This window comes from Pseudomonas sp. EU05-FHT14B02 (assembly GCF_058791055.1).
In genome coordinates this window covers 1-21,086 of record NZ_JBYTDD010000018.1, presented here as the reverse complement: position 1 = coordinate 21,086, position 21,086 = coordinate 1, and the positions used below count along the sequence as shown (strand labels likewise).

General features: G+C 61.4%; 19 protein-coding genes. 10 read left to right on the top strand and 9 right to left on the bottom strand.

Going from position 1 to position 21,086, the window contains the following annotated elements; all coding sequences use genetic code 11:
• Window positions 1-11: 11 nt before the first annotated feature.
• The 3 genes from AC3WTM_RS17295 to AC3WTM_RS17285 all read right to left on the bottom strand — a co-directional run bounded on the left by AC3WTM_RS17295 (window position 12) and on the right by AC3WTM_RS17285 (window position 4,145).
• Window positions 12-1,838 carry a DUF1302 domain-containing protein gene (locus AC3WTM_RS17295; RefSeq protein ID WP_102672473.1) on the bottom strand — a complete coding sequence of 609 codons (1,827 nt, stop codon included), beginning with the start codon at window positions 1,836-1,838 and terminating at the stop codon, window positions 12-14.
• 352 nt (window positions 1,839-2,190) lie between these two features.
• Window positions 2,191-3,108: a LysR family transcriptional regulator gene (locus AC3WTM_RS17290; protein ID WP_102672474.1), complete on the bottom strand. Its 918-nt coding sequence runs from the start codon at window positions 3,106-3,108 to the stop codon at window positions 2,191-2,193.
• 47 nt (window positions 3,109-3,155) lie between these two features.
• On the bottom strand, window positions 3,156-4,145 hold the full coding sequence (locus tag AC3WTM_RS17285; protein ID WP_102672475.1) for an MBL fold metallo-hydrolase: 990 nt from the start codon (window positions 4,143-4,145) through the stop codon (window positions 3,156-3,158).
• Window positions 4,146-4,407: 262 nt separating this feature from the next.
• Between AC3WTM_RS17285 and AC3WTM_RS17280 the strand changes: the two genes are divergently transcribed.
• Window positions 4,408-4,857: a helix-turn-helix domain-containing protein gene (locus AC3WTM_RS17280; protein WP_102672476.1), complete on the top strand. Its 450-nt coding sequence runs from the start codon at window positions 4,408-4,410 to the stop codon at window positions 4,855-4,857.
• Window positions 4,858-4,893: 36 nt separating this feature from the next.
• On the opposite strand, the gene AC3WTM_RS17275 is transcribed toward AC3WTM_RS17280, so the two are convergent.
• Both AC3WTM_RS17275 and AC3WTM_RS17270 read right to left on the bottom strand, forming a co-directional pair.
• A complete protein-coding gene (locus AC3WTM_RS17275) occupies window positions 4,894-5,718 on the bottom strand; it encodes an alpha/beta fold hydrolase (RefSeq protein WP_102672477.1) in 825 nt (274 codons plus the stop codon).
• 34 nt (window positions 5,719-5,752) lie between these two features.
• Window positions 5,753-6,328 (bottom strand): flavodoxin family protein, encoded by a 576-nt coding sequence (locus AC3WTM_RS17270; RefSeq protein ID WP_102672478.1) that lies wholly within the window; start codon window positions 6,326-6,328, stop codon window positions 5,753-5,755.
• A 368-nt stretch (window positions 6,329-6,696) separates the two neighbouring features.
• On the opposite strand from AC3WTM_RS17270, the gene AC3WTM_RS17265 reads away from it, so the two are divergent.
• Complete coding sequence (locus AC3WTM_RS17265) at window positions 6,697-9,501, top strand: ATP-binding protein (RefSeq protein ID WP_102672479.1); 2,805 nt, start codon at window positions 6,697-6,699, stop codon at window positions 9,499-9,501.
• Here AC3WTM_RS17265 and AC3WTM_RS17260 read toward each other — a convergent pair.
• Window positions 9,466-10,941, bottom strand: a complete 1,476-nt coding sequence (locus AC3WTM_RS17260) for an ATP-binding protein (protein ID WP_102672480.1) — start codon at window positions 10,939-10,941, stop codon at window positions 9,466-9,468. The genes AC3WTM_RS17265 and AC3WTM_RS17260 overlap by 36 nt on opposite strands.
• A 151-nt stretch (window positions 10,942-11,092) precedes the next feature.
• Window positions 11,093-12,043 carry a GlxA family transcriptional regulator gene (locus tag AC3WTM_RS17255; protein ID WP_102672481.1) on the bottom strand — a complete coding sequence of 317 codons (951 nt, stop codon included), beginning with the start codon at window positions 12,041-12,043 and terminating at the stop codon, window positions 11,093-11,095.
• A 328-nt stretch (window positions 12,044-12,371) separates the two neighbouring features.
• On the opposite strand from AC3WTM_RS17255, the gene AC3WTM_RS17250 reads away from it, so the two are divergent.
• On the top strand, window positions 12,372-13,094 hold the full coding sequence (locus AC3WTM_RS17250) for a pirin family protein (protein WP_102672482.1): 723 nt from the start codon (window positions 12,372-12,374) through the stop codon (window positions 13,092-13,094).
• 98 nt (window positions 13,095-13,192) lie between these two features.
• Here AC3WTM_RS17250 and AC3WTM_RS17245 read toward each other — a convergent pair whose 3' ends face one another.
• Window positions 13,193-14,068 (bottom strand): LysR family transcriptional regulator, encoded by an 876-nt coding sequence (locus AC3WTM_RS17245; RefSeq protein WP_102672483.1) that lies wholly within the window; start codon window positions 14,066-14,068, stop codon window positions 13,193-13,195.
• A 112-nt stretch (window positions 14,069-14,180) separates the two neighbouring features.
• On the opposite strand from AC3WTM_RS17245, the gene AC3WTM_RS17240 reads away from it, so the two are divergent.
• Together AC3WTM_RS17240 and AC3WTM_RS17235 are read left to right on the top strand one after the other, a co-directional pair.
• On the top strand, window positions 14,181-15,404 hold the full coding sequence (locus tag AC3WTM_RS17240) for a YbfB/YjiJ family MFS transporter (RefSeq protein WP_102695622.1): 1,224 nt from the start codon (window positions 14,181-14,183) through the stop codon (window positions 15,402-15,404).
• A gap of 1 nt (window position 15,405) precedes the next feature.
• Complete coding sequence (locus AC3WTM_RS17235; protein WP_102672485.1) at window positions 15,406-16,407, top strand: NAD(P)H-quinone oxidoreductase; 1,002 nt, start codon at window positions 15,406-15,408, stop codon at window positions 16,405-16,407.
• Between the two features lie 4 nt (window positions 16,408-16,411).
• Here AC3WTM_RS17235 and AC3WTM_RS17230 read toward each other — a convergent pair whose 3' ends face one another.
• Window positions 16,412-17,464, bottom strand: coding sequence for an AraC family transcriptional regulator (locus tag AC3WTM_RS17230; RefSeq protein ID WP_102672486.1), 1,053 nt, complete (start codon window positions 17,462-17,464; stop codon window positions 16,412-16,414).
• Between the two features lie 163 nt (window positions 17,465-17,627).
• Here AC3WTM_RS17230 and AC3WTM_RS17225 point away from each other — a divergent pair, with 163 nt between their 5' ends.
• The 5 genes from AC3WTM_RS17225 (at window position 17,628) to AC3WTM_RS17205 (ending at window position 20,998) form a co-directional block, all read left to right on the top strand.
• Window positions 17,628-18,479 carry a 3-hydroxybutyryl-CoA dehydrogenase gene (locus AC3WTM_RS17225; protein WP_102672487.1) on the top strand — a complete coding sequence of 284 codons (852 nt, stop codon included), beginning with the start codon at window positions 17,628-17,630 and terminating at the stop codon, window positions 18,477-18,479.
• Window positions 18,466-19,125 carry a TetR/AcrR family transcriptional regulator gene (locus AC3WTM_RS17220; protein ID WP_057715520.1) on the top strand — a complete coding sequence of 220 codons (660 nt, stop codon included), beginning with the start codon at window positions 18,466-18,468 and terminating at the stop codon, window positions 19,123-19,125. The genes AC3WTM_RS17225 and AC3WTM_RS17220 overlap by 14 nt, the downstream gene beginning before the upstream one ends.
• Before the next feature lie 89 nt (window positions 19,126-19,214).
• A complete protein-coding gene (locus AC3WTM_RS17215) occupies window positions 19,215-19,628 on the top strand; it encodes a VOC family protein (RefSeq protein ID WP_102672488.1) in 414 nt (137 codons plus the stop codon).
• Between the two features lie 138 nt (window positions 19,629-19,766).
• On the top strand, window positions 19,767-20,195 hold the full coding sequence (locus AC3WTM_RS17210) for a hypothetical protein (protein ID WP_102672489.1): 429 nt from the start codon (window positions 19,767-19,769) through the stop codon (window positions 20,193-20,195).
• A gap of 50 nt (window positions 20,196-20,245) precedes the next feature.
• Complete coding sequence (locus AC3WTM_RS17205; protein WP_256586113.1) at window positions 20,246-20,998, top strand: bestrophin-like domain; 753 nt, start codon at window positions 20,246-20,248, stop codon at window positions 20,996-20,998.
• Window positions 20,999-21,086: the final 88 nt, after the last annotated feature.

Genomic DNA, 21,086 nt, shown 5'->3' with positions numbered 1-21,086 from the left:
AACGGTTCTCCTTAGAAGTCTGCCTTGAAGCTGACGGATGCAAAATCGCGGTCGTCGAGGGTGCTGTAGTCGTTGGAACCGAAGAACGTGTTGTAGGCCAGTTCCACGCTGTAATCGTTCATGTAGACGCCGGTCAGGCTCACCCCCAGCGCTTGCTGGCCTTCCTGGAACGGCCCTTGCGGATCGTAGGAATAGCCCGAGACGTCATGCCGCCAGTTGACGGCCGGAATCAGGTTGATGCCTGGCAACACATCGCTGTATTCGAGGCTGGCGCGCAGGCGATACCCCCACGACCAATCGGTGGCAAACCCCTTGTCGGTGCAGTATTGGTTGGTCACACCTGAAGCCACCGTGTTGCACAGCGTGCCGTTGCGCGGGGCGCTGCGGCCGAACGCGGCGTTACGGCCCAGGCGCTCGTCCCCCAGATCGTCGATGTGCACGACACCGGCCTCACCGAACAGGCTCAGGCGCGTGGCGCCCAGCACGTTGTCGATGGCCTGGGTGGCCGAACCGGTCAACTGCCAGACGCCCTTGCGCTCCCACGCATCGAACTGGCTGCCATTGGTGGTGCTGAAGCCGGGTGGCAGCTGCACCCAGGAACTGCCCCCCGGTCCGGAAATCACCGCAACGTTGACGTCGGGCGCGTTGATCGCGATCGGCATGTTCGGCCGGTAGCTCAACTCACCGGCCAGGGAAATCCCGGTGACAGGCTCGACGCCGTTGAGGCTGATGCCGTACAGGCGAATGTTCTCCGGGAAGGCCGCCGCATAGCTCGGCCCCTGGATACCACCGGGGAAGGTACCGGGCACGGCGGTGTTCCTGGCGTTAATGGTGAAATACGGCAACCGCGAGTGATAGTTGATGTAGTAGATCGCCGCTTCTGCATCGTTGAGCGCCGGGATCATCTGGCGCAAGGCGAAGCCGAACTGGCCGTTGTCGGACGGCGATTCGTTGCCCCGGGACGTGGCGAACAAACCAGCGGCCTGCATCAGTTGATCGGTCTGCACCTGGCTCAGGTACAGCGGCCCGCAACCCGGCTGGATCACATCACTGCTGGCGAAGAAGGTGCCGCAACCGTCGAGTACGCTGGGGCGCCAGTTGTACTGGTAGAAACCTTCGAGGTTAGTGGTGTCGGTCAGGCCGAAGCTGAAGGAGACCATCTCCACCGGCAACTGGCCCTCCTTGATTTCAACGCCGGGACGGTTGAACGCCGAGATGTCCAACGGGTTGATCACGTTGATGCCGTTCTGGATCAGCAGCGCTTCGCCCCAGGACAACACCTGGTTACCGACCTTTACGTTCAGCGGGTGTTCGGCCACCTGGAAGTCTTTCCAGACGTAGGCATCGAGCACCTCGAATCCCTTGAATTTTGACAGGTCGTCCCAGCCCGAATCGTCGAAATCCTTGAAGCGGCCATTGCCGGTTTCATAGGCATGGTCGTACCAGTACTTGAAGCGAATGAACGCGCCCTGGCCCTGGCCATCGAGACTGATATCGGTGAGCCCCTTGAACAGTTGCGAGATGGGGTCGCCCTTCTTGAAGTTCAGCCGGTTGTCGTCGGCGCTGACGCTGGAGCCATTGGCATTTACACCCTGGGCCTGCAAGGCATTGGCGCGGGTCATCAGGCTCTTGTCAGGGTTTTGCGTCGACCAGCTGCTGCCCAGGCTCAGGCTGGTCTTGGTCGACAGGCTCCAGTCTTCATTGAGGTCAAATGTGGTGGCGTAGGTTGGCCCCGTCAGTACGGCAAGAATCGCCAGCGCAAGGGGTTGCGGGCACGTGTGGCCAAGCCGGTGAAGCCGTTGGCGGACACCGGCTGTGGCCGAGCGTTTTTTTATCATTATTAGGCTCCGGTCAGGTTTACTCAGCCCGGACACGGTGCCCAACTATCGGCCGCGACACGCAAGCGATGGCCGACAAAAAATAATCATCAAGGTGGTTGCGATGGCTATATGGCAGGCTGGGTGGAAGTATTCATCCGGGGATTGGCGCGCAGCGCCGTTCGATGCAGTCGAACTCATTGCATGCAGGTCGAAGCGAAGCCGACCGGATGAATGCCGGAGCCCAGGAGCCCCGAGCCCAGGCGAGGGGCCGTACGTAAGGGCGAAACCGCCAGCCGCCGTTACCGCAGCAATGGATACGTACTCAATCTACCAAGAACGTGGTCGGCCCAGAGCCCGCCAAGGTCAACACCTAAGAAACATCCAAAACCACAGACATGAACTGACCGATCCGCGACCGCAACCACCGCTCTGCCGGATCATTGTCATGCACCCCGCTCCAGGCCATCGACAACTGCGCCGCCTCAATTTCGAACGGTGGATCCTCAGCGCGCAAGCCACAGCCCTCGACCAATGCACATGCCGCATAATCCGGCACAGTGGCAATCATCTCGGTCCCGGCGAGCAACGCCCGCAACCCACTGAACTGCGGCACCCCCAGTACCACACGACGACTACGCCCGACCTTCGCCAGATCCAGGTCGATGTTGCCACTCAGATCGCCGGAAAAAGACACCATCGCATGGGGCCGCTCGCAATACTCATCCAGGGTCAGCGTCCCCGGCCGGGTGTCGCCGCGCAGCACTTTGCAGGGGATATCGCGCAGCTTTTTGCGCTTGGCATTGGCCGGCAGATCCGTGGTGTAGCTCACACCCACCGAAATTTCCCCCGACGCCAACAGCGCTGGCATCAACAGGTAATTGGCCCGCCGCACAACCACGACGATGCCCGGTGCTTCCTCTTGCAACTGACGCAGCAACGGTGGAAACAAACCGAACTCGGCATCGTCCGACAACCCGATGCGAAACACATCGCAACTGGTCGCCGGATCGAATTCCTTGGCCCGGCTGACCGCACCGGAGATAGTGTCCATCGCTGGCTGCAACTCCTTGAGAATCGCCATTGCGCGCGCCGTCGGTTCCATGCCGCGGCCATTGCGCAGCAGCAACGGGTCGTCGAACAGATCGCGCAAACGCCCCAGCGCGGCGCTCACCGCCGGTTGGCCCATGAACAGTTTTTCCGCGACTCGGGTCAGGTTCTTTTCGAACATCAGGGCCTCGAAAATCACCAGCAGGTTCATGTCGACGCGACGCAGATCGTTACGGTTCATAGGCACGGGTTCCTTGTGTATTCGGCCAGGTGCGAGAGCTGTGGACTTTACTCGATCAACGGTACGTTCGCCGCTCGTTTGTACGGCCCGTACTCCACCGGCACCCACTCGAAATGCTTGCCTTGGGCGGTGATATGACCGATGCCGGGGAACGGCAGGTGCGCAGCCGTCACCCAGGTCTTGCTGGTGGCCGCGGTACTGAACACCTGGTTGCGACTGTTGATCGCTTGCTGGCTGTTGACGTCGAAACCGATCGATACCTCTGGGTGCAGGAACTGAACGGCGAGGTTGTGTACCAGGTCGCCCATGAACAGGATGCTTTGCCCTTGGGAGGTGAAACGGTACGTGGTGCTGCCCGGCGTGTGCCCGGCTTCCAGTTGCGCCTCGACCACACCCGGCAGCGGTGACTGGCCGGGGGTGAAGGTCTTGAAACGGCCGGCGGCAACGTAAGGTGCGGTGGAGTCCCGGGCGATTTTGAAGTAGCCCTTGGCCGCTTCCGGTGCCTTGGCCAATGCCTGCGGGTCGAGCCAATAGTCGGCTTCGGCCTTGGCTGCGTACACCGTGGCGTTGGCGAACACCGGTTGCTGCTGGCCGTCCACCAGACCGCAGACGTGATCCAGGTGCAGGTGAGTGATCAGGATGACGTCCACCTGCTCCGGTTTGTAGCCGGCCGCTTGCAGGTTGGCCGGGAGCTGGCCGGCGGTAGGACCGATGCACTGCCCTGCCCCGGTATCAATCAGCACAAGTTGTTTACCGGTGTTGACCAGAAACGCGTTGAAGGCGGTCTGCACACCCGGGGTTTCAATCGAACGACGGACCAGCAGTGCGCGGATCTGGCTCTGGCTCATGCCTTGCAACAGCTTCGGCGACAGGTCGTTGTAGCCGTCGAACAGCGCCGTCACTTCGTAATCCCCCAGCGCCAGCCGGAAGTAACCGGGTGCTTGCGTGCCCACCTGCGCGGGCGCCTGGGCCAGCGCGCTGGCGGATATCAGAACCAGGCCAATGGTCCCCAGCGTTCCCTGCCATGTCCGTTTCATCTGCTCACCTTTTCAAGCCAACCGGCGGTCCGTTTTGGCCCGCTCCATGCTGCGCATTTTGTGCCAATCGCCGCTACTTGTACTTGCAACGATGTGCTGTGCTCACACCTTCGGGCATGGAATTAACAACGTTTAACTCGTCAGCCACTGAAGGCAACTCCAACAATGAAGTCCTCAGCGCAGAACTGTTTTTTTCCAGAGTAACGGTGCTGATCGCTCACACCGGGCGCCAGCGCTTTTCCTCCCCGACCGGACAATGGCCATGGCTTACCCACAGCACACCACCGCCCGCGCACTTGCCAGCGAATCTCGCAAGCCCCACACCGGCGGCCTCAGCCCGCAACGCGAAAAACTGGTTAAACAATTGATCCTCGAACGTCTGGGCGACAGCCTGGAAGTTACTGAACTGGCGCAGGCCTGCGCCCTGTCGCGCAGTCACTTCTCCCGCGCGTTCAAGTGCAGCACCGGCATCTCGCCACAGGACTGGATTCGCCAGCAGCGCATTGCCCTGGCCAAGCAATTGATCCAGTACACCAACCTCAGCCTCACGCAGATCAGCCTCGAATGCGGCTTCTGCGATCAGGCGCACTTCTGCCACATCTTCACCCGCAGCGAAGGCATCAATCCGTTTGCCTGGCGCTGTCAGTTTGTCCGCGGCACCGCCGTCAACGGCAAAAGATCGCAGCCTTCGGGTATGCACGTTACCCTGTAGGCGCTGGCGAAGCCTGCGATCCTTTGATCCGGCTTTTTAACCTTTCAGGAACGCCAACAGGTCAGCGTTGAGCTGGTCCTTATGGGTGTCCGTCAAACCGTGAGGGGCGCCCGGGTAAATCTTCAAGGTCGAGCCCTTCACCAGTTTGGCGGAGGAGACCCCCGCCGCTTCATACGGCACGACCTGATCCGCGTCCCCATGCACCACCAGCGTCGGCACGTCGAACTTCTGCAAGTCTTCGGTGAAGTCGGTTTCCGAGAACGCCTTGATGCAGTCATAGGCGTTCTTGTGGCCGGCCATCATGCCCTGCATCCAGAACCAGTCGATCATGCCCTGGGACGGTTTCGCGTCAGGCTTGTTGAAGCCAAAGAACGGGCCGCTGGCGAGGTCAATGTACAGCTGCGAACGGTCGGCCAGCGAGGCCTGACGGATGCCATCGAACACTTCCAGCGGCAGACCACCAGGGTTGGCTTCGGTCTTGAGCATCAGCGGTGGCACCGCGGAAATCAGCCCGGCCTTGGCCACGCGACCGGTGCCGTGGCGACCGATGTAACGCGCCACCTCGCCACCGCCGGTGGAGAAACCGAACAGCACAGCGTTTTGCAGGTCGAGCAGTTCGATCAACTGCGCCAGATCGTCGGCGTAATGGTCCATGTCATTGCCCGACCACGGCTGGCTGGAACGCCCATGACCGCGACGGTCGTGGGCGATGACCCGGTAGCCCTTGGAGGCCAGGAAGATCATCTGCGACTCCCAGCTGTCGGCGTTCAGCGGCCAACCGTGACTGAAGACAATCGGCTGACCGGTGCCCCAGTCCTTGTAGTAAATCTCGACGCCATCGCGGGTAGTGAAAGTGCTCATGGGTGATGCCTCCTTAACGAGGGTTGGGGGTGAATCAAACGGGTCGGTGGCGCAGGCGATTGGCAAGACGTGCCACCCGCTCGCCCAGGTGCGCGGCGGTGCAGCGATCCTCGGGCGGAGGGGCATCGTCGGGGGATTGCTCGACATTCGACTGAGCCATGGCGCCCAGTGAGCTGCCCAGGCGATTGAGTTGGCCATTGAATGCACCGGTGCTGGAGCGTGCCGGCAGCAGGTCGAGGCCGACCCAGATCATCGAGTGCTGGGCGGCGAACACTGTCATTTGCAGCAAGGTGTTGAGTTTGTCGCCGCACAGGCAGCCGGAATTGGTGAAACCCGCCGCGAGCTTGTCGCGCCAGGGCTGGGTCAGGTAGAACGCCGCCGTGGACTCCATGAATGCCTTGAAGGCCGCCGAGGCGCTGCCCATGTAGGTCGGCGCACCGAAAATGATGGCGTCGGCGTTGTGCAGCCGCTCCCAGTGCTTGTCCACCTCTTCGACCGGGATCAACTGGCAGGTGCTGCCCAGGTGCCGTTCCACGCCACCGGCCACGGCTTCGGCCATGACCCGGGTGTGCCCGTAGCCACTGTGATAGACCACCACCACGTTGCTCATTGGTTTGTCCTTGAGAGGGGTTGAAATCCCTTGTAGGAGCGAGCTTGCTCGCGATGGAGTATCAGTCGACACCCATGTGGCTGACACACCATCGCGAGCAAGCTCGCTCCTACAGGGAAGAGAGTTTTGAGTGCAGACCGGACGCAGGACGAGTTAAACGTTGTTAATTTTCCATGGCGCGCAAAAAGCCCCGGCTATCGCTGTCCATCTGTCGCGCCCAATGATCATCGGGCTGACGCCCCTTGACCGATACGCTAGAGTCAACACCCGCACCCGACAGTCACCCGAGCAGCGCATTGCGCTGGCTAAAAAACTTGAGGAATATGCTCGAAAACCGCGTACCAGACGGATGCAGCAGGAGCGACTCGTTGACCTTTTCCCCCGAACAGGCTGTGCATTTCGGCCCCTACCGGGTCTACCCCGGACAACGTCTGGTGATGGAGGCCGACCAGCCTTTGCGCCTGGGGCGGCGCGCCATGGACATCCTGTTGATCCTGCTTGAGCACGCCGGCAACGTGGTCAGCAAGCAACAACTGATCGCCCGGGTCTGGCCCAACAGCGTGGTCGAAGACATCAACCTGCGGGTGCACATGGCCGCCTTGCGCAAGGCACTCGGCGACGGTCAGGCCGGCCAGCGCTACATCGTCACCGTGGCCCAGCGCGGGTACAGCTTTGTCGCTCCGCACTCACTGAAGCAGGCCGAGCAAGCGCCAGCGCCCGTGGCTTGCGCACCGAGCCGGCATAACCTGCCGGTGCGCCGCATGCGAATGATCGGCCGGCAGACCCTGGTCGACAATCTGGTAGTGCAACTGCCACGCCAGCGCTTCATCACCCTCGTCGGTCCCGGCGGCATCGGCAAAACCACCGTGGCCTTGCGGGTCGCCGAACAAATGATCGGTCGCTACCGGGACGGCATTCGCCTGCTGGACCTGGCCCCGATCAATTGTCCACTGATGATCGACGGTCATCTGGCGACATTGCTCGAACTGGCCCTGCACGACGACGCCCCACTGAGCGGCCTTGCCGACTATCTGCACGACAGGCAAATGCTGTTGGTCATCGACAACTGCGAACACCTGGTCGATGCCATCGCCCATCTCTGCGAAACCATTCTGCGCAGTGCGCCGCACGTGCATATTCTCGCCACCAGCCGCGAAAGCCTGCGGGCCGAAGGCGAATTCGTCCAGCGCCTGGAATCACTCGACTGCCCGCCGCCCATCGCCGTCCTCGACCGCGCCCAGGCCATGACCTTTTCCGCCCTGCAACTGTTTGTCGAGCGGGCCATGGCCAGCCATGACAGCTTTGAACTGACGGACGATGAGCTGCCGCTGTTGATCGACATCTGCCACCGACTGGATGGCATTCCACTGGCCATCGAACTGGCGGCGGCGCAAGTGGGCAACTTCGGATTGCCCGGCTTGTTGACGCAGTTGCAAAGCAACTTCCGGGTGTTGACCCAGCCCTGCCAAATGCCCCCGGCACGCCATCAGACCCTGCGCGCGACACTGGACTGGAGCTTCGAGCTACTCAGCGCCTGCGAAAAGACCTGCCTGCGCCGACTGAGTGTGTTTCGCGGCGGTTTCACCCTGGAGTCCGCAGCGGCGGTGATTGTCGGCGAACACATCGAACCCCGCGAGGTGTTCGGCTCGATCACCCAACTGGTCGCCAAGTCCTTGTTGAACGTAGAGGTGGGCGACGAGGATGTTTACTACCGACTGCTCGATACCACCCGCAGCTATGCCCTGGAAAAACTTGCGCAAACCACCGACCTGCCCGGGACGCGGGAGCGGCATGCCGAGCGTTGCCTGGCGCTGATGCAACAAGCGCAGGACGACTGGGAGAAAACGTCCACCGGCCTGTGGCTCGAACGCTATGGCCGGGCCCTGGAGGACATCCGCGCAGCCCTCGATTGGGGTTTGCACGGGCAAGGGCCGCAGTCACTGGCGATACGCCTGGCCGCGGCGTCCACCCCCCTGTGGCAGGAGCTGTCACTGCTCAAGGAACACGGCGGTTATGTGCGCAAGGCGCTGGCCCTGCTCGAACAGTCTGCCGAGCCCTGCCCGCGCTTGCAGATGGCCCTCAAGCTGGCTTTGGGCAGTGCCTGTTACCACGCTCAAGGCGCCAGCGCCGAAACCATTGGCGCTTTTGTCAGCGCCAGAACCCTGGCCAGCCGACTCAACGATGTGGCCGGTCAGTTGCGGGCGATTTCCGGGCACCTGGCGGTCAATCTCAGCTGTGGCCATTATCAAATGGCCCTGGAGCAGAGCCGGCAGTTCGACCGACTGGGGCTGCATGACGACGCCCTGATGTCCCTGAGCATGCATCGATTGCGGGTGCTCGCCCTGCATTTCAGCGGCGACCAGCATCAGGCCGGAGAGCATGCCGAACAGGTGCTGCAACGCATGGCCCAGAGCGGTCATCTCAACCGTTTCACCCATGGCTTCGGCGTGCAGTACGACCAGAGCGTCGCGGCGCTGACCCTCCACGCGCGCATCCTCTGGCTGCAAGGCCAACCGGAACAAGCCTGGCGCAGCGCCCGGCAGGCGCTGGACATCGCGCTGCAGATCAACCACGGCACGTCGATCTGCTACACCCTGGCGCTCGCCGGCTGCCTGATCGCCCACTACAACGGCGACACCCGCAGCGCCCGCGAACTCCTGCGCCTGCTGCTGCAACAGGCACAGAAACACTCGGTGCTGCTGTTCCATGACTGGGCGCAACACTATGCGCGGGTGATCGGCGGCACCGATGTACAGCCAATCGGCCGCCAAAGCGTCGGTTTGATCAAGGACATCATGGTCACGCTGGATTCAACCTGTGTCGACGATGAACTGCTCGACCGTGCGCAAAATGGTGTTTCGAACTGGAGCACGGCGGAGATTCTGCGGGCCAGGGCCAGGACGTTGCTGGCAACGGATTGCCCGGTAAACGTCGCCACGGCCGAAGCCGTGTTGCTCAAGGCACTCAACCTGGCAAAGACCCAGGGCGCACTGGCCTGGGAGCTGCGCAGCGCCACCTCGCTGGCGCAACTGTGGCAGCGTCAGGGCCACAGCCAAAGGGCGTACGACCTGCTGGCCCCGATCTACCAGCGCTACACCGAAGGATTCGCCACGCCCGACTTGATGACGGTTCGCCGGTTACTCGACGAGTTGCAATGCCACCTGCCCGCCTGAAGGCCGGCTCGTTTGACTGGTGTAATCGGCATAGCGAATTTCGAAGGCGCGCAGCTCACCACTGAGTTCGAGTTTTTCCAGCGCGTAGGTGCGGGTGGTGTTGAGGAAGCGGTAGCGGGTCACACCGCCGCCCTGCTCCCGGGACAGCAGTGACTTGAATGCCAGGCTTTCCATCACCTTGACCAGGTCGGCGGCGGGCAGCCTGTCGCAGCAGATCACGCCGATCGCTGCGTCCTGGGTGAAGGCCATTTTGAACACCGCCAGGCGCTGCAACACGGTTTGCTCCGCGGCAGTCAAACGTTCGTAGCTCCAGTCCAGCGCGGCCTTGAGCGTCTGGTGCCGGGGCACGGCCGTGCGGCGGCCCTGGGACAGCAACTGAAAACAGTTATCGAGTTGCGCTTGCAACCCCACCAGCGCCAGCGCATCGATTTGCGCCGCCGCCAACTCAATCGCCAGAGGCAGGCCGTCGAGGCGCCGGCAGATTTCCCGTACGGTCTTGAGGTCTTGTTCGCGCAGGGTGAACCCTTGCTGACGAGCCCGGGCACGGCTGACGAATAACTGCACCGCCGAATAGCCCATGACCTCGTCAACACTGCGCAACGCTGACATCGTCGGAACCGCCAGCGGTGGCAGATGCAATACAGTTTCGCCCGCCGCCTGGAGCGGCTCGCGGCTGGTGGCGAGGATCGACAGACGAGGCAGCGAAGCCAGCAGTGTTTCGATCAACGTCTGGCAGCGTTCGAGCAGGTGTTCGCAGTTGTCCAGGACCAACAAGGCATGCCGCTGCGCCAGCGCCTCCAGCGTGGTGCCGACCTCCAACCCAAGGGTTCGTGTGAGGTGGTCGGTCACTTGCGCCGGGTCATCGATCGCCGCCAGGTCCACCAGCCACACGCCGTGCCGATAGTGCTGCAACAACAGTTCGGCCACGCGCAGCGCCACGGTGGTCTTGCCGATCCCGCAAGGCCCGACCAGAGTCATGAATCGGCGCACCGGCAACTGCCGCACCAGGCTGCCGACAACCGCATCGCGCCCGGTGATCGGCGTGAGCCGCGCCGGCAAGTTGTGCAGCGGCTTTTTTACGGTTTCGCTCGGGAACGATACGGGCTGCGGCGAATGCTGTACCGGGGCGACAAAACTGTAGCCGCGCTGGGGAATGTTGACGATGTAGCACTGGCCGTCGCCCAAGGCTCGGCGCAGGGCGGCAATGTGTACCCGCAGGTTGATCTCTTCGACCACGGAGCGCGGCCAGACCTGAGCAATCAACTCTTCCTTGCTGACCACCGAGCCTGCGTGCTCGACCAGCACCTGCAACACGTCAAGGGCGCGGCCGCCCAGGCGCAGCGGTCGATCGCCCTCCAACACCAGTCGCTGACTGAGGTGGAAAGCGTAGGGCCCGAATTGCAGCACCGCTTCGCTGTTTATATCTCTGAGGCTGTTCATGGGCTGTCACTTGCTGCAAGCCTGGCTTCCAGCCCAGGCTCCGCACCGTCCTTGCAATGAGTTCAGCGGTATCTTGTCAGGCCTCGGTGACGGTACAACTGCCGCGGGGGGAGCGTCACGGCCATTGCGGTGCGCACGACGGACATGCGCGTTAGCTGAACTGCTCGCGGTATTGGGTCGGGGTCAGGCCGAGCTTTTCACTGAACAGAAAACGCATGTGTCGCACGCTGCCGAAGCCGCTTTTGAAGGCCACGGTCTTGAGTGGCAACTCGGTGGTTTCCAGCAGGTTCCTGGCGCAATCGATACGCGCGCTTTGCAGAAACTCCATCGGCGTCATGTTCACTTCCCGGGCGAACACCCTGGCGAAATGGCGCGGGCTCATGTTGGCCAAACCGGCCATGCGCTCGATGCTGTAGGTTTCATCGAGATGTTCAAGCACATGGTTCTGCACCCGGGTAATCGCCGTTTCGTGAGGGGCCACTGCCGCCATCAACGGGCTGAACTGCGCCTGTCCACCCTGGCGTTTCATGACCACCAGCAATACCTTGGCCACGTCCTGGGCGACTTTTTTGCCATGGTCCTGGGCGACCACCGACAAGGCCAGGTCGATCCCGGCGGTGACGCCACCGGAAGTGATCAGGTTGCGGTCCTGAACGAAGATCTGATCGGTCTCGACGGTCGCCTTCGGAAAGCCCTTGATTAGCCGCTCGGTGTAGTGCCAGTGGGTGGTGACGCGATAGCCGTCGAGCAAACCCGCATGCCCCAACACGAACGCCCCGGTGCAAATCGAGCCATAACCGGCGGACCGGCTGACGTTGTGCCTGAGCCAGTCGAGCAATGGCGGATACTTTTCGTTGTAGGCACCGGGCCCACCGGGCACCAGCAGCAAATCAAAACCCTCGCAGGCCTGATCGATGTGCCGGTCGGCGTGCACGCTCACCCCGTTGGACGCCCTCAGTGCGCCGGGCTCGGTGCCGATGGTCGACAGCACATAGTGATCCTCGGGTTTCAGATAACGATTGGCGATGGAAAACACTTCCATGGGCCCGGCCATGTCGAGCAGGAGAAAGTCGGGAAACAGCACCATTGCCACGGTTTTCATGGATTGGAATTCACTGAGTTCATAGGAGGTCGGTCTGCCAAGCACAGCCCCCTGTGGGAGCGAGCTTGCTCGCGATGGCAGTATCACATTCAACAGATGAGGTGACTGGAAAATTGCTATCGCGAGCAAGCTCGCTCCCACAGGTTTCGGTGCTGTGCATTATGGCCAAGTACGACGCAAAGGTCGGAAAAGAATTGCTGATTCGCGCCCGAATACTGTCAACCTGAAAGAGACAGTATTTCAATTCCCACCTACTTATTGCACAAGCCAGTAACCATTAACCTTCTCCTCACTCGGACGAATTCACGTCCCCAAAGGAGATTTCATCATGCTGACTCTTCGCAAAGCCTCGGATCGTGGCCTGGCCAATCACGGCTGGTTGAAGTCGTTCCATACCTTTTCCTTCGCCAGCTATCGCAACCCGAAAGAGCAGGGTTTTTCTGACCTGCTGGTGATCAACGACGACCGCGTCGCCGCCGGAAAAGGCTTCGGCCAGCACCCGCACCGCGACATGGAGATTTTCTCCTATGTGCTTGAAGGTGCCCTGGAACACAAGGACACCCTGGGCACCGGTTCGGTGATCCGACCCGGCGACGTGCAACTGATGAGCGCAGGCAGCGGCGTGGCCCACAGTGAATTCAACCACTCCGAAACCCGGCCGGTGCACTTTCTGCAGATATGGATCGTGCCCGACGTCAGCGGCGCCAAACCGCGCTATCAGCAAGAGCATTTCAGCACCCAGAAGAAACGCGGGCGCCTGCAATTGATCATCTCGCCGGACGGCGCCAAGGGTTCGCTGAAGGTGCGTCAGGATGCACGGGTGTATGCCGGCCTGATCGACGGCAAGGAAAGCGCCACCCTGGAGCTCGCCGCCAACCGTTACGCCTATGTGCATGTGGCCCGGGGCAACGTTGAACTCAACGGTGTGTTGTTGCAGGAAGGCGACGGTGTGCGGGTTCGCGAAGAACAGGTGCTGACCTTGAGCAATGGCGTGGATGCAGAAGTATTGGTCTTCGACCTGCGCCCTCAGGAACTGCCGGAAATGCCATGACAGATCCCTGTAGGAGCGAGCTGCTCGCGATGCGTTGTGTCATTCAACAGTGATGTCGTCTGACACTCCGCCATCGCGAGCAGGCTCGCTCCTACAGGTTATTCGCCGGTCCCGGCGAACCCTGCGACAATCTCATCGATCACCGCCCGGACCCTGGCTGTATGCCGCAGGTCCGCGTGAGTCACCAGCCAGATGTCATAGGGCATCGGCCGCGAACGCTCCGGCCACAGCCTGACCAACCCTTCCTTCTCCCCGATGTACACCGGAATCTCTCCGACCCCGATCCCCTCCGCAATCGACCGACGCACCAGCAGACTGGAACTGAGGCTCGCGACAATCCGCCCGCGTCCCACCGGTTCCGAGACCAGCGTCATGTCTTTGTTGCCCTGCAAGTACGGTTGATACACCACCAGGTCATGCCCGGAGAACGCCGAGCCCGGCTCCGGTACGCCGTGGGCATCGACATAGGCTTGCGAGGCAAACAACCCCACCGGCCAGCGGGCGATACGCCGGGCGATCAGGTCAGGGTTTTCCGGTCGGGTGTTGCGTACGGCGATGTCCGCTTCGCGTTTTGCCAGGCTGAGGATCTGCGTGGTGGCGTCCAGTTGCACCCGTACATCCGGGTGTTGCCGATGCAGACGGGCAATCGCCGGGATCAGAAAATCAATCGCCAGAGAATCGGTGGTGCTGACGCGAACCGTGCCGGTCAAGCGATCGTCCAGGCCCTGGATCTGGCGTTGCAGCTCCAGCGCCGAATGCTCCATTTTCTCCACGGCCTTGAGTGCAGCCTCGCCGACAGCCGTGAGCGCATAACCTTCGGAAGTGCGCAGGAACAAGGTCGCACTCAATGATTTTTCCAGTGCCGTGATGCGTCGGCCTACCGTGGCCTGGTCGACCCCCAACACCCGCGCCGCTCCGCGCAACGTGGATTCGCGGCAAACCGCGAGAAATACCCGGGCGTCATCCCAATTCATAATGCGCTCCTGATGATGCAATTACGCATCAGCATAGCGCGTAATCGCTGCATTAATGCTTCGAAAAATCTCGATATGCTGAAAGCCTGAGTGACCTTACAGGACAATGCACATGCACAGTTCATCGCCTCCCCTTACCCCGGCGCCCGGCGCGATCTGGCTGCCGATCTTCGCCGGCCTCTGCGCCAGTCTGGTCAGTATCGGCCTGGCGCGTTTCGCCTACACGCCGCTGATTCCTTCGCTGATCCAGGCCCACTGGTTTTCCGCCAGCGACGTGGTGTACCTAGGCGCCGCCAATCTGGTGGGTTACCTGATCGGCGCACTGATCGGCCACCCGCTGGCGCGCCGGACCTCGAACAAGAGCACCCTGCGCCTGATGATGCTGGCGGTGACCCTGGCGTTTTTCGCCTGCGGCTTCCCGTTGTCGGTGAGCTGGTTCTTCGGCTGGCGTCTGCTGTCGGGGATTGCCGGTGGCGCGATCATGGTGTTGGTGGCGGCCACCGTATTGCCTCAGGTCCCGGCGGCCCGCAAAGGCTTGGCCAGCGGTGCGATATTCCTGGGCATCGGCTTGGGCATCGCCGGGTCGGGGACGATCGTGCCGCCGCTGTTGAGCCTCGGCTTGCAGCAAACCTGGTTCGGCCTGGGCTTGCTGGCCCTGATCCTCACCGCTGCCAGTTGGTTTGGCTGGCCGGCATCTGCGCACCCGGCCGCCACAGCGCCATCGAATGCATCGTTGACCCCCACCGACCCGAACGTTTACCTGCTGTTCGCCCAATACGCGTTCATGGCGGCCGGGCTGGTGCCGGCCATGGTGTTCCTGGTGGATTACGTCGCCCGCGGGCTCAATGCCGGGGCACATGTTGGCGCGCTGATCTGGGTGATGTATGGCCTGGGCGCGATTGTCGGGCCGGTGACCTACGGCTTTCTGGCCGACCATTTGGGCGCCAAAACAGGCATACGCATCGTGCTGGTGCTGCAAGCGCTGGCAGTTGGTCTTTTATCGATCAGCAGTTCGTTCGCGGCGCTAGCGTTACTGGCGGTGATCCTCGGCTCCTTCCCGCCTGGCATCGTACCCCTGGCGTTGGCGCGGGTGCATGAGCTGATCCCCGGGCATCATCAGCAACAGGTTGCCTGGAATCGTGCCACCGTGTCGTTCGCTACTTTCCAGGCGCTCTCGGGGTTCGCTTACTCGGCGCTGTTCAACGCCAGTGGCGGCCATCATGCCTTGATGTTCGAGATAGCCGCCGGGGCCATCGTTTTAGCGCTGTTGCTGGAACTGGGCAGTCGACTGCTCAGCCGTAAGACCGAATCGTTAACGCTCAATACAGGTATATGAAATGACACGCCCCCAGACCATGACCCTGATCGCAATCACTGAACCCGGTGGCCCTGAAGTTCTGCAACCGCGCCAGGTGCCTGTGCCCGTTGCAGGGGCCGGCGAGATTCTTATCCGCGTTCACGCCGCCGGGGTCAATCGCCCCGACGCGCTGCAACGAGCCGGCCAGTATCCGATGAAACCCGGCATGAACCCGAACCCTGGGCTGGAAGTGGCCGGTGAAGTGGTGGCGATTGGCGTGGGCGTGAGCGAATTTGCGCCGGGCGACAAGGTTTGCGCCCTGACCAACGGCGGCGGGTACGCGCAATACTGCGTGGTCCCGGCCAGTCAGGCCCTGCCGATCCCCGAAGGCATGGACTGGGTAGAGGCGGCGGCCCTCCCGGAAACATTTTTCACGGTATGGGCCAACCTGTTCGGCCTTGGCGCTGCCCGCCAGGGTCAGCGTGCCTTGATCCATGGCGGTACCAGCGGCATCGGCACCACTGCGTTGATGCTGTGCCGCGAACTCGGCATCGAAGCGTTCGCCACTGCTGGCAGTGAAGGAAAGTGTGCCGCGATCCGCAAATTGGGTGCAGAGCCGATCAACTATCGCGACCAGAACTTTGTGCAGGTCATCGCGGACAAAACCGCGGGCCAGGGTGTCAACGTGATTCTCGACATCATGGGCGGCTCGTACCTCAACAACAATGTGGCCGCCCTGGCCATGGAAGGTCGCCTGGTGATGCTCGGTTTCCTCGGTGGCGCCCATGCCAGGGAAGTCGATTTGCTGGCGATCATGGCCAAACGCGCCGTCGTCACTGGCTCTCTGTTGCGCTCGAGGACCCGGGAAGAAAAAGCCGCCATCGCCTGCCAGTTGCACGAATACGTCTGGCCGGTGCTGAGCGCCGGACGCTGCCTGCCGATGATCGACCGGGTTTACCCGCTCATGGAGGCGCCGCGGGCCCATGCCCGGATGGAGGCAGGCGATCACATCGGCAAGATCGTCCTGCGGGTGGACAGTTGATGGCTCAGAGCTCGCAGGAAGCCTCAAGGGTAGCGATCTCTGCGCCCTGCTCCCCCTGATAACGGGCCCGATAGCGCCCGGGGCTTTCCCCGGTCCACTTCTTGAACGCCCGATGGAAGGCGCTGGGTTCCTGAAAACCCAGTTGTTCAGCGATATCGCTGATGCTCGCGTCGCTCTGACGCAGTTGCTCAAAGGCCACGCCACGGCGGACTTCGTCCTTGATCTCTTGGTAGGAACAGCCTTCACGCTCCAGCTTGCGGCGGAAGGTGCTGGGGCTCAGGTGCTGTTCCAGGGCAAAGGCCTGCAATGTCGGCCACTGACTGTAATGACTGCCGCGCAAGCGCTGATGAACCTGGGATGCCAAGCCATGCTGGTTGCGGAAGCGGATCACCAGCCATTGCGGCGCAGTACGCAGAAACACTTTCAGCGACGCCAGGTCCTGAACCACGGGCAGGCGCAAGTAGTGGCTGGCAAATTCGATTTCGGTGCGCTCGGCACCGAAGGTCAGGTTGGGGCCCCAAAGCAGGCGGTCGTCACCCAGCGACAGGCGCGAATGGCGGAAGTCCGCACGGTCAATGGGAATGCGCCGCCCGCCCAGCCAGCACAGCAGACTGATCATCAACACCAGGAAGGTTTCTTCACCAAACCGGCTGGCATCGTTGTCCATCGAACGGGTTTCGAGGCTGATGACCGCACGCTTGCCCCGTACGGCCAGCGAGCCGCGAAAGTCGCGCAGGAACAAGCCGAAGTTGGCCAGGCATTGACGCATGGCCTTGTGCAGATCGGGCTCCTGAATCAAGGCGCGGCAAATCAGGGCGAAACTGCCGGGCGGCATGCCATGGGAGTCGAGCCCGAAAAACTCGTCATCGAGTTCGCGGATCTGAATCAGCCACAACGCGGCAAACGCATTGGCCGGCACCCGCGCCGTGGGTTCGCTCATGACCGCCGGATCAATGCCGGCCTGTTCGAGCACCGCCGTCACACGCTGCGGATCATCCCTCAGCCCATGAATCATTGCCTGCACGAAATAGGCGGCAACCGAGTCCTTTTCCCGCATTGGTTCGCTTCTCTCTCATCACCCGAATGGCAAAAAACATCATCGCCGTTGAACAGTTTTGGCATAGGACAACCGCCCTGCCGGCTCTAGACTCGCGGCAATAGTACGCCTTCGGCCGCGGTCGCGGCCAAGGTATCGCAGGGTTTGATCGAAGGACGGGAACATGAATCTGCAAAACATCGGGGTGATCGGTGCCGGCACCATGGGCAACGGCATCGCACAAGTCTGCGCCATGGCCGGTTTCAACGTGACCTTGCTCGATATTTCCGAAAGCGCTTTGCAAAGAGCCGTTGCAACGGTCGGCAAAAACCTCGACCGGCAGATCGCCAAGGAAACCCTGACGCCGCAGCAGAAACAGGCCACCCTCGACAAAATCCGCACCAGCACCGACTACAGCAGTCTGCAAAACGCGCAGCTGGTCATCGAAGCGGCGACGGAAAATCTCGAGCTGAAACTGCGTGTGCTGCAACAGATCGCCGCGCAGGTCAGCAGCGAATGCGTCATTGCCTCCAATACCTCGTCGCTGTCGATCACCCAACTCGCCGCCAGTGTCAGCCAGCCTGAACGCTTCATCGGCCTGCACTTCTTCAACCCGGTGCCGGTGATGGGCCTGATCGAAGTCATCCGTGGCCTGCAAACCAGTGACACGACCCACCAACTGGCGCTGGACATGGCGACCACCCTCGGCAAAACCGCAATTACCGCCGGCAACCGCCCGGGCTTTGTGGTCAACCGGATCCTGGTGCCGATGATCAACGAAGCGATCCTGGTGTTCCAGGAAGGCCTGGCCAGCGCCGAAGACATCGACGCCGGCATGCGCCTGGGCTGCAACCAGCCTATCGGCCCATTGGCCTTGGCGGACCTGATTGGCCTGGACACCCTGTTGTCGATCCTTGAAGCCTTCTATGACGGTTTCAACGACAGCAAATATCGTCCGGCACCGTTGCTCAAGGAAATGGTCGCCGCCGGTTACCTGGGACGTAAAACGGGGCGCGGCTTCCATGCCTATGCCTGAGCGTTGCTCGCGCTTTGCCGAGTACCGGGACAAGGTCCTGGAGCTGTTTGCCTGCAAGGGGTTCGGCCAGGTCGGCATGCGTGAGCTCGCGACGTGCCTGGGGCTCTCCCCAGGCTCGCTGTATCACCATTACCCCAGCAAACAGCATCTGCTGCTCGACCTGATCGAGGAGTTTTACGAGGAGCTGCTGGCCACCCTGGGACGTATCCAGCAAAAGGCCCCGGGCAAGCGCGACAAACTCAACAGTCTGATCCGCGCCCATCTGAATCTGCATCGGGAGATGCCTTGGCATTTCCGCCTGGTGGAGCGCGATAGCGGTTGCCTGAACGAAGAGCAACAGGATCGGGTCCGGCAATTGCGCGAGCAATACGAACGCACGTTGCTGAGAATGCTGGGCGCCAAGTCCCGTTTCAGCGAGCAAGGCCTGCTGGCCGCCGGGCATGCCATTGGCGCCCTGCTCAACAGTGCTCCCAGCTGGCTGACGCCACATGTGCTGGACGAGCAGGAACGTGAGGAACTGTTGGAGAGTATGGTCAGCGGCGCCATCGAACGTGTACTGGCGCCACGGCGTGTGCCGGAGGCGATAAGCCTCGCGCGTCCTATCGAAAAAACATCTAAAGAAACACAAGCTTCGACAAAGATTTAGCGCTTTGCTTGTCGGCTCGACACAATCGGAATTCGCCGAAAAAACCGGCGTCCAAACCGATGTATGTACTCGAGCACCTGGAGCCGACCATGAAAATCAATCCCTACCTTATCTTCAACGGCGACTGCAAAGCGGCCTTCACGTTCTACGCGCAGTGTCTGCAAGGCCAGATCGAAGCCATGTTGACCTTCGGCGAAACGCCGGCCGGTGAGCATTTCCCCAAGGACCTGCACAACCTGATCATCCATACCCGCCTGATCGTGGGTGATCAGGCGATCATGGGGTCGGACACCACCCCGGATCGCCCCGTGGATAAAATGAGCGCCTGTTCGATTTCACTCAACGTCGACAGCATTGCCGAGGCCGAGCGGGTCTTCAATGCGCTGGCGGACGGTGGCACTGTGCAAATGCCACTGGAGACCACGTTCTGGGCGGCGCGCTTCGGCATGCTGGTCGACCGTTTTGGTGTGTCGTGGATGGTCAATTGCGAAAAGGATCAGTGAAAGGCCTTGGTCGATCGAGAGTATTGAAGGCACAAAAAAGCCCGACCTGAAAAAGTTGGGCTTTCTGGCAACTCCCGGCCTGTCTGCTACCGTCAACTAGTCATACGGATAGCAGCGAAGCTGAGGAGGATAACCATTATGCCGGCCCACGACGCGTCCTGGCCCACCCGTTGCAAGCTCCTGCTACTGGCCGGTGCAATGATCGCAAGCCTGCTGACCCTCAATGGTTGCGCCACTGTCGATGCACAGACCACTGCCTATGTCGGTGTAGAGCATCCGGCACCGACATCGCCGGACCAGGTTGTCGTGCTGCGCTCGGAGCCTCTGCGTCCACATGTGCGCCTGGGTGAAGTGTTGATCGACGCCAGCATCGACCCTGCCCCTCCGATTATCGAAGTCGAACAAAAGCTGCGGGAAGAATCCGCCAAACTCGGTGGCGACGCCGTGGTGGTCGTCTATGACCACATTCAGGCGGTGGGCGCCTATGCCAGCGGACCGCTGTGGGCACGCGACGTAAGGACCATCGAGGGACGCAAGCTCAAAGGTATCGTGATCAAGTACCAGTAGATATCTCCCCCCCTGGAAGATAGCGTCAACGGAGGTTGAATTTGAATGACGTGGTGATCGCCCTAATCGTTTTCGCCTGCCTGTCTGCCAGCGCACTGATGGGCTCGTACGTGAGGGAGCGGTTACCGAGCCATCATCTGAGCGATGACTCCGTGGCAGTAGTGAAGCTGGCCACCGGCCTCATCGCAACGATGTCGGCGCTGGTCCTCGGCCTGCTCGTTTCCTCTGCCAAAGGCACTTTCGATACGGCTAATGCCGAACTGGAGGGCGCGGCGGCGAAAGTGGTTCAATTCGACCGCGTGCTGGCCCGCTTCGGCCCCGAAACCCAAGGCATCCGCACCGAGCTCAGGCACAACTACGCCGAGGTCACCCAGATGCTCGCGACCCGCGATCACCGTCAGATTGAAAAACTCGATAGCCCAGAAGTGATCCGTCGCTCCGAAGGCCTGCAACGCCAGGTCGAGTCACTGACGCCCGGCAACGATGATCAGCGCGCGCTCAAAGCCAAGGCATTGCAAGACATGGACACCGTGTTTGCCGCCCGCTGGCTGACCCTGCTGCAGGCCAATCAATCGATTCCACCGGTGATGCTGGTGATACTGGTGACGTGGTTGGGGATTATCTTTGGTTCGTTCGGCCTGTTTGCACCCTGCAACGGCACCATTGTCGCCGTATTGCTGATGTGTGCCCTGTCGACGGGGGCAACCATCCTGCTCGTAGAGGAACTCAATCGACCGCTTGATGGCTTTATCTGTGTGTCGCTTGACCCCTTGGAGCACACGCTGGAGCGCCTGGGGCAGTAATTTCATTTCCTGCGGACAAAAACAAAACCCCTACCTGCATACGCAGATAGGGGTTTCGGAATTTAATCTTGACGATGACCTACTCTCA